Annotated in this window: 8 protein-coding genes; 4 read left to right on the forward strand and 4 right to left on the reverse strand. The window is 61.4% G+C overall.

The window, feature by feature from the left end; translation table 11 throughout:
* Positions 1-2: 2 nt before the first annotated feature.
* The 4 genes from LT988_RS14685 to LT988_RS14700 all read left to right on the forward strand — a co-directional run bounded on the left by LT988_RS14685 (position 3) and on the right by LT988_RS14700 (position 6,783).
* Positions 3-4,169: a non-ribosomal peptide synthetase gene (locus LT988_RS14685; RefSeq protein ID WP_232410593.1), complete on the forward strand. Its 4,167-nt coding sequence runs from the start codon at positions 3-5 to the stop codon at positions 4,167-4,169.
* The gene (locus LT988_RS14690; RefSeq protein ID WP_232406305.1) at positions 4,166-5,182 is read left to right on the forward strand and encodes an acetylserotonin O-methyltransferase; all 1,017 of its coding nucleotides are present in this window, start codon (positions 4,166-4,168) and stop codon (positions 5,180-5,182) included. The genes LT988_RS14685 and LT988_RS14690 overlap by 4 nt, the downstream gene beginning before the upstream one ends.
* 13 nt (positions 5,183-5,195) lie before the next feature.
* Positions 5,196-6,023, forward strand: coding sequence for a 4'-phosphopantetheinyl transferase family protein (locus LT988_RS14695; RefSeq protein WP_232406306.1), 828 nt, complete (start codon positions 5,196-5,198; stop codon positions 6,021-6,023).
* 109 nt (positions 6,024-6,132) lie between these two features.
* Entirely contained in the window at positions 6,133-6,783 is a 651-nt protein-coding gene (locus LT988_RS14700) for a sulfotransferase (RefSeq protein ID WP_232406307.1), read from the forward strand.
* A gap of 142 nt (positions 6,784-6,925) precedes the next feature.
* On the opposite strand, the gene LT988_RS14705 is transcribed toward LT988_RS14700, so the two are convergent.
* From LT988_RS14705 to LT988_RS14720, 4 genes are all read right to left on the reverse strand, one after another.
* Positions 6,926-9,283, reverse strand: coding sequence for a CRTAC1 family protein (locus LT988_RS14705; RefSeq protein WP_232406308.1), 2,358 nt, complete (start codon positions 9,281-9,283; stop codon positions 6,926-6,928).
* Positions 9,284-9,286: 3 nt separating this feature from the next.
* Positions 9,287-10,003 carry a sulfotransferase family 2 domain-containing protein gene (locus tag LT988_RS14710; RefSeq protein WP_232406309.1) on the reverse strand — a complete coding sequence of 239 codons (717 nt, stop codon included), beginning with the start codon at positions 10,001-10,003 and terminating at the stop codon, positions 9,287-9,289.
* Between the two features lie 144 nt (positions 10,004-10,147).
* Positions 10,148-12,070: a glycosyltransferase gene (locus tag LT988_RS14715; protein WP_232406310.1), complete on the reverse strand. Its 1,923-nt coding sequence runs from the start codon at positions 12,068-12,070 to the stop codon at positions 10,148-10,150.
* 82 nt (positions 12,071-12,152) lie between these two features.
* Positions 12,153-12,974: a hypothetical protein gene (locus LT988_RS14720; protein WP_232406311.1), complete on the reverse strand. Its 822-nt coding sequence runs from the start codon at positions 12,972-12,974 to the stop codon at positions 12,153-12,155.
* Positions 12,975-12,978 lie beyond the last annotated feature (4 nt).

Genomic DNA, 12,978 nt, shown 5'->3' on the forward strand with positions numbered 1-12,978 from the left:
GCATGGAGCCGTTCGAGAACCTGGTGCTCGCCGGATGGCGATTCTGGCTGGACGGGGACCGGCTGCGTTATCGCGCTCCGAAATCGGGTCTCGACGCGGAGGTCTTGGAGCGGTTGCGAGCCGATCGGGCGCGATTGATCGACGTGCTGCAGCGGGATCCCGGGTGCTTGGATCTTGCCCCTCTCTCGCATGGGCAAAGGGCGCTCTGGCTGCTGCAACAGCTCGAACCCGGGTCTGTCGCATACAACCAGTCGATGCTGCTCAATCCGGGTCCCGCGGCCGATGCAGCGCATTGGCGCGCGGCTTGCCGACACCTCCTGAAGCGGCATCCCGTCTTGGGTGCGACTTTCGCGCTGCGGGACGGAGAACCGGTCCAGCGCTTCGGCGTGTGGGCCGAACCACCGGATTGGGCGGAGATCCGACTGCCGTCCGAGACCTCGGGCCTGACGGAGACACTGCAACGCCTTCAAGCGGAGCCCTTCGATTTGGAACGCGGGCCCGTCGCCCGGTTTCGGTGGATCCTCGCCGAGACGGGGCCGACCTTGGCGATCCTCATCCACCATATCGCCTGCGATGGCTGGTCTTTCGAGATCATGCGGCGCGAGCTGCTCGCGCTGTGCGATCGGGCGGACGCGGACGGGGATCCGGCGCAAAGCCTCCCCGAGCTCCGCTACGATTATCGCGATTTCGTGCTGTGGCAGCGGGAGATGTTGGCGAGCGCACGGGGCGAGCAACTTTGGGATTTTTGGAAGACTGTGCTCGCCGGCCCGATTGCGCCGCTTGAGCTTCCGAGAGATTTCGCGCGATCGCCGAAGCCATTGCGTTGCGCGGGCACCGTCGAGAGCGTCCTCGACGCCGAGGCGGCTGCGCGGCTCGGCGTGTTGGCCAAGGCCCGAGGGGTGACCCTCAATGTCCTCATGCTGGCGGGATTCCTGGCCCTTCTGCACCGCTGGACGCGGCATACGGATCTTCTCGTCGGGGTGCCGACGGCAGGTCGCGGACTCCCCGAATGGCAGGGGGTGGTCGGTTACTTTGTCGACCCCGTTGGGATCCGCGCCGGGGTCGATCCGGACGACGCCTTCGATACCTTGCTCGAGCAGGTGCGCTCGCGCTTTCTGGCTGCCCTCGAGCATCGGGATCTCCCCTTCGCCTTGATCGTCGAACGCCTGGGTGGGCAACGCGATCCCGAGCGCTCGCCGCTCTTCGATGTCCTGTTCAATTTCATCGGCCTTCGGGGCGCGGAGCCGCTCGCGGAGATCGCGGCGGTCGACGCGAAGTTCGAGCTCACGCTCACCGTCGTCGAGCTCGACGCAGGTCTTCGGTTGAGCTTCGGGTTTCGCACCGATCTTTTCGAGGCGGCAACGATCGAGCAGCTCGCAGCCGGTTTCAAGCGGTTGCTCGCCGCCATCTGCGACGATTCGAGCCGCCCGCTGGCTCACTTGCCCCTCTTAGCCGATGCTGTTCCCGCCCCTGCGATTCGCGGCCGCACGCTCGACTCGGCGACACTCGCGCCGGTCCACGTCTTGATCCGGGAGGCCGGTCGTCGCTGTCCCGATGCCGTGGCGTTGGCCGATCGGCCCGAGGTCGACATGAGCGCGGTACGATCATTGACCTATCGCGCCCTGTCGAGCGAGATCGATCGCATCGCCGGCGGGCTCCTGTCTGCCGGCTGCGTCAGGGGATCGCGGATCGGTCTGTGTTGCGAGCGCGGCTCCGATGCCGTTGTCGGTCTGCTTGCGGTCCTCGCCGCAGGCGGGGCCTACGTTCCTCTGGACCCGGACGATCCGCCGCACCTGATGCGCGAGATGCTGGCCCGGGCCGCGGTCTCTCTGCTGTTGACCCAAGGTGTGCTTGCGGAACGTCTCCGAACCTTGGGCGCGCCGATACTACTCTTGGAGGACATGCAGGCGCCGACGCCCGGACGGAAGCCCCCCGATCCCGGGGTCGGTCCGGACGACCTCGCCTGTGTCATCTTCACCTCGGGCTCCACCGGCCGACCCAAAGGGGTCGCTGTCGAGCATCGTGGTCTGACGAACTACGTGGCCAGCATGACGGAGGACCTCGGGATCCAGCCGGGATCCAGCTTCGCGTTGGTTTCCTCGCTCACCGCGGATCTCGGTAACACCGCCATCTTCCTCGCGTTGACGAGCGGGGGAACCCTGCATGTCCTGCCGAAGGCAATGACGACGGAGCCGGCCGGCTTTCGGGACGCCCTCGCGCACGGGATCGATTACTTGAAGATCGCACCCTCGCATCTTGCTGCCCTCGGGATCGGCGGGCCGCGGGCATTGCCGCGCAAGGGGCTGATTCTCGGCGGCGAGTCGAGCCCATCCGACTGGGTCCAGGGGCTGCTCGGGGAGGGCGGGTGTCGAATCTTCAACCATTACGGTCCGACCGAGGCGACGATCGGCGTCTTGATACACGAGGTGCGTCGCGAGGACCGAGGATCCGGCCCGACCTTGCCTTTGACCCGGGCGGTCGCGAACTGCGCCGTATTCCTGCTGGATCCGAGTCGGCAGCCTGTGCCGAGGGGGTTTCCGGGAGAGATCTGGATCGCCGGGCCTTGTTTGGCACGAGGATACGTCGGCGAAATGGCCGACGGCGTACCGGGTTTCGCGGTGCTCCCGGGCATCGGGCGGGCCTACCGGACCGGTGATCTGGCGCGGCAAGGTTCAGACGGAGGGTTGCGGATCCTGGGGCGGGTGGATCGGCAAGTGAATCTCCACGGACATCGTATCGAGCTGGTGCAGATCGAGCAGGCGCTGGTGGCGCATGGCGAGGTCGATCAGGCGCTCGTGCTGCCCGATGTCGACGGGCTGCAGGCGTCGCGACTGATCGCATGGGTTGTGGTGTCCGAGGCCGGAGGCGCGGCATTGTCGGGGGAGACGCTGCGCGGCTTTCTTGCTGCGCAGCTGCCGGCTCACCTGATTCCGAGTCGGTTCAACCTCGTTGATCGCATCCTTCTGACCCCGAACGGCAAGGTCGATGCCCGAGCCATGCGCGCACTGCAGCCGGCGGAGATGCCCGGCGAACGGCACCCCACCATCACGGATGCGACCCAGTTGCGCCTGTGCGTGATCTTCTCGGAGGTCTTGCGCGTCGAGCAGGTGAGCGCGCGGGACGATTTCTTTGCGCTCGGCGGGCATTCGCTTTTGGCGGTCCAGCTGGCCGGGCGGATTTTCCGAGAGTTCGGCAAGCGCTTGCCGCTTGCCGTCTTCTTCACACATCGCACGGTCGAGGCACTCGCCGAGGTGCTTCGGGAGTCGGGCGATCCTGCCGAGCGGGACTCCATTCTCGTGCCGATCCGCCGAAGCGGGGACGGCGCGCCGATCGTCCTCTTTCCCGGAGCTGGCGGCAGCATTCTTTACTTCGAGGCATTGGCGGTCGCCTTGGGCGGCGTGGCCCCGATCTGGGGTGCGCAGGGCTCGAGGGGTGACATTGCGACGATGGCCTTGCGATACCATGAGGCGATTCTTGATCGCCTCGGGCCTCGGCCCTGCCATCTGATCGGTCATTCCTTTGGTGCATTGGTCGCCTTCGAGCTTGCGCGCTTGCGTGAAGGCTGCGGCCATCCAACCGGATCGCTCTGGGTCTTGGACAATCCGGCCCCGCGGGCGGCGAGTGAGGAACGATACCGTCACTGGAGCCTCTCCGATTGGTATGCCCATATCGCCCGACGGATCGCCCGACTTTATGATGTCCCTTTGGCCCTCGATCGCGACGCGTTGGAAGGTAAGACAGACTCCGAGCAGGCCGAGCTCTTCGCCGGGTACCTGGTCGAGGCTGGTGCACTGCCGCGAGGGACGCCTCGGGAGCAGCTCGACGATTTTGTCGTGACCTATCGCGAGAACGTCATTGCAGGGGAGCGCTACGCTCGACCGAGTGCGCCTCTGCGCGTGCCGATTCACCTCGTCAAGGCGTGCGATCGGGACGTTCTAATCGCATCCGAGGATGGTCCGGAGGATCTACTGTCGGGTTGGGAGGCATGCAGCCTGTATCCGATCCGGTCGTTCGAGGTTCCCGGAACCCACATCACGATGCTGCTGCGGCCCCACGCCGATCATCTCGCCGAGTGCATCCGATCGCTGATCGCGGCGTCATCCGAGTCAGCCGAGTCGGCCGAGTCGGCCGAGTCGGCCGAGATGGATCACGAGGTACTGTCCCGATGAATGCGGCCTTTCTCGCCTGCGGCGGTATGCTGGCCTGCGCGGTCGGAGCCGCAGCCCGTCTTGGGATTGCCGACCTTCTCGCTGACGAGCGGTTGTCGGCGGATGCCTTGGCTGAACGAACCGGGACCCTTCCCGACGTTCTCGAAGCCGTCCTGGACCTGCTTTGTACCCAAGGGGTGTTTTGTCGCGATGAAGCGGGTCGCTTCTCCAACACGCCGGACTCCGAGCCTTTGCGCTCCGCTCATCCGCGATCGATGCGCCATTTCTGCATGTTGGCGTCCGCCGAGTATCAGCAGGCCTTCGGGGCGCTGATGGTGACCCTCTCGACCGGCGAATCCGGGTTCCGCGCGACCTTCAACGGCTCGATTTACGACTATATGACCCAGAATCCGGAGGCCGGTCGCGTCTATGATCTGGCGATGGAGGATTTGTCGCGTCCCTTGTCCTCGACGCTTGCGAGCGAGTGGGTCTTCGCGGAGTCCACGACCCTGTTGGATCTCGGAGGCGGACACGGCGTCTTGCTCCGCGGTCTTCTGCGCGCGCGACCGGATGTGCTGGGCATCTGCTTCGATCGCCCGGATGTCTGCGCGCGGGGTGAGCTCGATCTTCGGGAGACCGCCTCGGATCTGCTCGGACGCCTGCGTTTCATGGCCGGTGACTTCTTCTCCGACGTTCTGCCGGATGCCGATGTCTACCTGCTGAAGAACGTCATCCACAATTGGACGGACGAGAGCGCGATCCGGCTTCTCTCGAACGTTGCGGACGCGCTGAGCCGGCGCTCGAATGCACGATTGTTGGTGATCGAATCGCTCACGGATGGCGGATTCTCCGACACCTATCGTGCGATCGATAAGATACTTGCTCGTGTACTCTGCGAATCCGGGACACGTCTGCGCGACCTGAATACATTGAGCCGTTTGATCGAGCGTAGCCGCCTCGTGTTGTTGCGGACACATGGGCTGTCGACCGGGCATACCCTTCTGGAATGCAGAGGCGTATCGATTGAATCGTGAGGATCGACGTGCAATGCCGCCGAGGCGTGGCGATCAGCAACCGAAGAGTCCCGTCGCCGGGACCTGTGCGGCCCTCCCGCCGAGCCGATTCTCCCGCCTCGTCGAGCGACCGCTTCCTCCGCTCGACGACGAGGTTCATCTCTACACTTGGGATTTGGACCGGCGCGCCCTGCAGATCGAGGACGATTGGATGTCGCACGACGAGCGCGTCCGCGCCGAGAGGTTCCGGTTTGAGCGAGACCGGCGCCGATTTCGTGCGACGCGGCAGACGCTGCGTTGGATCCTCGGGTCGTATTGCGGATGCTCCCCCGAGTCGATCCGATTCGGCTACGGCCGAGCAGGCAAGCCGCACCTCGTCGGCAGCGAACTGGGTTTCAATCTCTCCCACTCGGGAGGGCGGGCACTCCTGGCGGTCGTATCGCGCGGTGCCGTCGGGGTCGACCTCGAGGAAGTCAGGCCTATTGGGGGTCCGCTCGGAATTGCCGAGCACTTTTTCTCGCCGATCGAAGTAGCCGAGCTCAAGCGGATTTCCCTTCAATCCCCCTCGCTCCTGCTGCAGGCATTCTTCCAGTGTTGGACACGTAAAGAGGCCTATTTGAAGGCATCCGGCGCGGGGCTGTCGGAAGAGGCTCTTCGCGCCTTCGCAGTCTCCTGTCACCCGGACGAGACGCGGCGTCTTTTGACTGACGATAGTCGCCTTGGGGCTCATTCGGGATGGTCCTTTACCGACGTCGTGCCCCACGACGGTTTTGTCGGCGCCGTGGCGGTGTCCGAAGAGTGTAGGCGTTGGTCGGTATGGGCATTCGAGCTCGATTCGCAGATGGGAGATTTCGGGCCCTAGCCATCGGCTACCCGCGAATCAGAACGTTTGAAGGCGATCAATCGCGATCGACGAGGTTTTCATGGCGGTACGACCGAGTATGTGTCGGCTTTTCCGATGAGGATGTGGCGTGATCGAGAAATACGTATTTATCGTAACCTATGGCCGTTCCGGATCAACCTTGCTGCAGGCCGTATTGAATTCGATTCAAGGCTATTGTATTCGCGGCGAAAACAATTTAGCGATACTCCCTCTCTATCGGAGTACGCAGCGGCTTCTTAAGGCCAAGCAGGACTATCGCGTAAAGCCGATTCCATCGAATCATCCTTGGTACGGTTTGGACAACATCGATCTCGATCGGTATACGCGGTCGTTGGTCGATGCCTTCGTGACCAACGTTCTTATACCTCCGGCAGATTGTCGTGTCTGCGGCTTCAAGGAGATCCGCTACTACGCAGCCGAGGAGATCACTGAATTGCTGGATTTCTTCCGGACGGCTTTTACTGACTCCCGAATCGTCTTCAACACCAGGGACGCCCTCGCGGTAGCCCGGTCGCGTTGGAATGCAAAGATGGATCAGGCGGCCGTCGTCGAGAGCGTTCACCGTATGGATGCGGTCTTCGCTGATTACCAGGCGAAACATCCCGAGCAGACATATTTGGTCTTATATGACCAATATGCGAAGGATCCTTCCAAGCTAGAGGGTCTGTTCGATTTCTTGGGTGAGGCTTTCGACCCCGTCATTGTCGGCCGTGTCTTGTCCGAGAAACTGATGCACTAGTCCTGGCCGGATCTCGCCTCCTCATCGGAGCCTAGCGTCGGCAACAAGATCTTCCGAGCCGAGAAGAAGCTCACGCATGTCGGAATGGAGGGTCGCTGCCGGCAATCCGCACAAGGCGTTCGGTAAATGCCCTGGTCAGTGATTAACGCGCGCCGACCACTGTCACGTTCGTGCGCACCGATACGCTTGTTCCGTCTGGTTTGGCCAACATGGCCTCGATGACGTAGCTTCCGGAATCGTCGAAGCGCCTGACCATGACATTCCCGCTCGCGTTCTCTAGGGGCTCACCGTCGATCCGCCATGTGATCCGTTCCGGCGGTGTCGAATTAGGGTCCAGCAGCAGAAAACGACCGGTGCGATGTTGTTCAATGAGTGTTCGCGCGACGAGTAGTTGCGGTTCGGTGACTCGGGTGCCTTTGCCCTCTCGGCAGGTGAACAGCGCGTCGATCGAAGGTTCGGAAAAGCGCTCTAAGGTGCCGCTGGGCCACTCGACCAAGAGGTCTTCCACTGTCTCTGATGCGCCGAGACCGAAATGGAGTGTCGGCTCGTCTTGGGCCGTCATTCGAATCCCGCCCGAAGCGGTGCGCATCTGCCACCGATCTCCGGCATACAGAAAAGCCCGAGATCCGAAGGCGTCGGACGCGCTTTCGGTGCCCCTGAGCTCGACACGGAACCAATGGTTCGAGTTAGCTCGGTTGCGGAACAGCGTCAGCGGGCCATGTTCTGCCATGACCTCAGCCTGTCCCCGAGTGACGAGGATATCGAGAAAGCCGTCGTTGTCGAAATCCGCGGCAGAGACGGAGTCGATCATGCCTGTTTGGTATTGCTCTTCTGTCCCGGAAGGCTGGCTGGCTGAGAAGTGGGTTTCATGGTTCTCGTAAAGCAGGTACGGACGGGATCTCAGGTCATCGGCACAACCCAGGAAAATGTCCATGTCCATGTCATTGTCGAAGTCGCCTGCGACGGCCGACACGCAACTGGTCTTTATTGCCGATAGGCCATAATCGCCCGGTGTGCGTTGCCAAGTTTTATCGCCTTGAACATAGAATACGTCGCTCGAGCCATCGCCTATCGGTTCCGTGGGCGGGATCTCGCCCACGAGGTCGATCCGGTTGTTTCCGATGATCTCCAAAAAGAAAGGAATGCTTTCCTCTTTCTTGACAGTGAGCGACCAGATATGGGTTTCGGGGTCATAGCCCAAATAGAAACCTGTAGCCGAGATGTCCGGGCTTACGTGCCCGTGAAATCGGGTGTCGCCACTGTCGAGCTCGAATTGGTGGTCACTCGAATTCGCACCGGAGCCGCCTAGGAAGATGCGCTGTTGGCTCGAATCGATCCAGGTCTTGGGTCCCGATGCGGGCCGCACGATGACCATGGCCTCGCCTTCGAATTTAAAATTGAGACCCGTGATGACTTCTCGTCCGGGCAGACCGATCGTGACCTGTTTGAGGTTCGTCTTGCGGATGAAAGCCCCGCCTGCTTTCGTCGGACCAAAATAGTCCAGACTTAGATCTCCCGTGAAATCCGCCAACACCAGGTCATAAGTATGCCGAGCCCCGAGCGCCTCATCGGGCGGAACCTCATTAAAAGAACAGGGGCCGACGGCATTCTCGCGGTAAAGCTTGCCAGGTGCGCCGCTGAATTGAAGGTATCTGGCCTGGTCTCGGAAGCCCCGAAATTGGATCACCGCACCTGAGGAATCGTCAGGTCCTAAGCCCGGGAGAGCCTGAGTGCAGGGTTCGAAATGCCCAGATTGGTCTTGAAGGTAGATGACGCCGCGGGGATCCCGCGGGCTCGCCAGGGCAAAAATCACGTCCAGTTGCCCGTCGAGGTCGATGTCGAACCACGACGCGCGCCGCCCTCGTTGCCACGGAAGGGCTAAGCCTCTTTCCTCTGATTGATCGACGAAGCGCCCGTTTGATTGCATGAAGAGGATGTTCGTATTCCGCAGTCGATCCACGTTTGTGATCGGTCCCGCTTTCAACAGCCCGGACGCGCCGCCTCGCGCGACGAACAGGTCCGACTCGCCGTTGTTGTCGACGTCGGCCCAGGAGGCGCCGTGCCAATCCCCGGGGATCGATCCGAGAGCAATGGACCCTTGATCGGAGAACCGCACTCCGCCTTCATTACGATAGAGCGATGCTGGAGACTTGGCAGCCGGGGCGAATTTGAACGGTGTTGGATAGGTGAAGTGATGGGAGACAAAGATGTCGACGAAGCCGTCATTGTCGAAATCGCGCCATGATGCCCCCCAAGTCTGGCCACGGTAATCCAGCCCGGCTTGCCCGGACCAGTCCGTGAATCCGATGGCGGTCCCGGAATCAACTCCCGCCAGCCCTTGCGATGTCGCCGCAAGCAGGAGCACCGCCGCCAGCGAAATGGGTACGAAAGGACGACATGCATGACGCTTCAACTCCACTTGCTTCGTCGCTTGACTTGTAGAAGACGGTCCGTAGGTCCAGCGCCTCTCGTCCGCAGTCGGTATGGTCGATTGGTTCACAAACTAAGACCTCGGGCGTCGCAGATCCACTTCGGCATCTTCAAGCGAGTAACCGAAGATCTCGAAATCCGAACGGTAATTCTCGTATACAACGGCCAAATCGTCTTCCGATGAATAGAATTGGTGAAGACGCTGTAGCTCGTTCGATGAGGTGTTGCGCGGTGAGATGCATTCGGGCGGAGGCAGCCCGATACGCTGAAAGACCTCCACGATGTCTCTATCGAAATGCTCGACCCGGCCGACGTAGTCGACGAGCAATCTGAATGACTCGCCATAAGGCTCCGCTAATAGCTTCGTCATGGAAGGCTCGACGAAGGCCGAATGCCGGATGAATTCGGAGAAATCGGCGCTTTCACGGAATGCCTTCGAGATGGGCCAGGTATCGATGATCTCCTTATTCGCTCCGACGACCGTTCGATGAAGCTTCGTGATGAATGTATAAAACGAGATTACCCGAAAAAACGGGTTTCGGACAAAGCCGAACTTAAAATAGGCTCTGAAGGTTTCATCGCCGAGCACATTGCGAACGTCGCGAGCGGCGGAATGTTTCCAGAGTCCAAAACGCTGCTGATAAACGCCCTGAAGTGTTTCGCCCAGGGTCGAGACGCCGAGCTCGATGTCGTTCCAACAGCTGTAGGGACTGAGAAGATCCGTGATCGTCGAGCCGGCGCATTTGTGAGTGTGGATAAAGATGAAGTCTTTGCTATTGGATATGATCATAAGATCGAGTCCGCGAATGATTGGGGTACGTATAGGGTCTTTCTTGGCCGGGCGGGAACTGCATGGATACCCGCTGCCCAGTGTCTGAATCGGCTGGACGAAACGACGATCACTACCGTTGCGCTTCGGGTCATGGAGCGCCGGTCATGGGGACGCTGCTTTTCTTCCGAGAAACAACAGCTGCGCCGGCCCGAGATGACCGAGAACGGTTGAGTGATAGAAGACACCCGACGAGCCGACAAAGCCCGCAGCGTCGAGGTCGTCGATGAGATCCCATCCGAAGTGATAGAAAGCCAAGCAGCCGTCGGGTCGTAGGGGATCGCCGTGATACTCGGGCTCCGTCAGGTGCAGGATCGATCCATCGTCGAGCACTCGCGCACGGATGAGTGTCTCGGCGGCGTTCGGTCGGAACGGGACGCTCAGCAGGAGTTGGCCGCCGGGTCTCAGGACCCTGTAAAACTCCCTCAACGCAGCACGATATTCGGGCACGTGCTCGAGAACGTCAAAAGACAATAGATAGTCTAAGCTGGCGTCCGCGAAGGTCAGGCGCGTCACGTCTTCGTTGCGGATTCCGCGGTCGTCGACCGCCCCCGAAGGACGGTCGCTGCCGAGAAACTCGCTGCCGACGACGCCGGGGTAGCGGTTGCGCAGCAATGCATAAAATCCGGTGGCCTGCTCGGTGATATAGATGTCGGCCTGCGGTCCGGGCCGGCATTCATCCTCGAAGACGTTGATGGCGCCCCGCATTCGGTTGTTGAGGCCGCAGCTCGGGCAGGTCACCGTTTCGCGCCAATTCGGCGTCAGCTTGCCGTCGAGCAGGTAGGCGTGCGCAAAAGCGACCTTGAACCTGACATTCTTGTCGCACACATGGCAGAAGCCCTCGATCTCGGCGGCTTGGCCCCTGTCGATGATGGGCGCTTCGAGCGCTGACCGCTCCGCGGTCAAGGGTTCCGCGGACGACGCCAATGCGCGATATTCGTCGAGGCTTGCGCAACGTGTGATCGACAGGATTGGGCTCGTGTTGCGGTGCGCTCGGGCGCCTTGCGAAACCGCTTCTCTCAAGGGTGAGGGTTGCGCTGGTGTGCTGCCGAGCTTGCGCTCGACTGTCCCGCGAATGCGATTGGCGCGAAACGCGGCCGCATAAAATTGGTGTAGAAGCTCGGTCGTGACCGGGTCGATGGAGAGATCCATCCGCGCGCGCGCTTGGGCGAATCGATCCAGATCTCCCGCTGCCTTCATGAGATCGTCAAAGCGTGTGGTGATCTGCGCCCATTCCTGCTCCGCATGACCGATCTGAGCCCAAGCCTGAATAGCGGGGTCGGGATGAAGTTGGCTGAAGGCCCAATTGGACTGGCCTTGCAGGCGACATCGTCTGCAGAAGTCGTCGAAGGTCAGGGTCCGAATCATGGAGCTGATCGCTGCCGCGTTGTAGACGACGCGAAGGCCGACCTTTGCGAGACGGAAACCCAGCTCGATGTCTTCGGCGCCAAAACGAAAGATCGGGTTGAAGACCCCGTATTCGAGGAGAAAGCCGCGTTTGCACGAGGAGCGACCGCCCCAGAAATAGGTGAAGTCCAGGATCGACTCATGTGCGATGTGTGGATAGGAAAAAAGCTGACAGCCGACAACCGTGACATAGCGCATCAGCGGTGAGCGCGCCGGTTCCTCAGCCAGTCCGGTGTAGCCCAGCACGGCGAAATGTGGCTGCGCAAAGCGCTCATGGGTCTTGTGGTGCTCTTCGAGGCAATGGGGATCCAGCACATCGTCATCGTCGAGAAACGCGACGATCGGTGCCCTCGACAGGAAGAGTCCGTGGTTCTTCCCGCTGGCGAGCCCGGAATTCGCCTGATAGGCGTAACGGAGACGGAGCATACCGGAGAAACTTTCGGCGACCTCGCGCGTATCGTCAGTCGAGCCGTCGTCGACGACGATAACCTCGAAACGCTCCAGCCCGATCGTTTGCGTGCAGAGCGCGCCCAACGCCCGCCGAAGCAGCGGCGCTCGGTTATAGGTGCAGATGACCGCGCTGATGAGCGGCTCAGGGAAGGGTGGGGCAAGCTGTTTCACGGTCGTTCGTGCCCTAGTCTGTGCTTCCGTGGCAAAGCGCGCAAACGGAGCGCGCTTGGCGCGCCAGTAGATGAGGCGATCGTCAAGGCGTTCCCGATCGATTGCCGGCTTGATGAGCTTGCTCGGACGCGCGAAGCGGATAGGTCTCGAGCGCGACGAACGCCGCGGCATGACTTAGGTGTGCGCGATCGTTCAGGAACTGCTCCATGGCGGTATTTGTTTCCGTGTAGTCATATGTGCTGACGGGCTTACGGAGCGCATGCCGCACGGGCGAGGCATCGATGACGCCGAGGCGACAACCGTGCGCGTCGAGCTGGACTGGCCAGACGAAGTCGAGCCCCCACCCCATCGGGGCTTCCTCGTCGAAAGGAAGCAGGTGCGCAAAACCGTCCCGGCGTAGGGAGAAGACGGGACCGATCTCGACGAAGCGCGTCTGCCGCGCCTCAACCCCAAGGAGTTGGGCCACGAAATAGTGGTCGATATAGCTGTCGTGCGTTCGAGCGGGCTGGGCCAAGGTCAGGTCGTGTGCTGTTTGATAGGCGAGAAAGCGGTCGAGAAAGCCTGATTCCAGCTCGATATCGTCGTCGACGACGACTAAGAACCGATATGGGGCGAGGTCGATCTCGGCCAGCAGTCGATTAAGGATTCGGAATTTGGGCACCCGTTCGGTCAACCTTAGCACCGTGAGTGCGCGAAGTCCGTCGGGGATGCCTCCTTCTCCGACAGCTGCCCATCGTAGATCGATCTGCCATAGGTTCCCGGCGAGTAGATCCGCCGAGATCCGCGCTGCGTGATTCGCAACGGACGGCAAATAGATGCCGAGGACCAGAACGCGATTGTCGTTCGGCTCCGGTTTGGACTCCGGGGGACGACGGATCGAAGTTGAGGGATCGGGCAGCGTCATGATG

It is taken from the genome of Thiocapsa bogorovii, from assembly GCF_021228795.1.
Taxonomy (GTDB): Bacteria; Pseudomonadota; Gammaproteobacteria; order Chromatiales; family Chromatiaceae; genus Thiocapsa; species Thiocapsa bogorovii.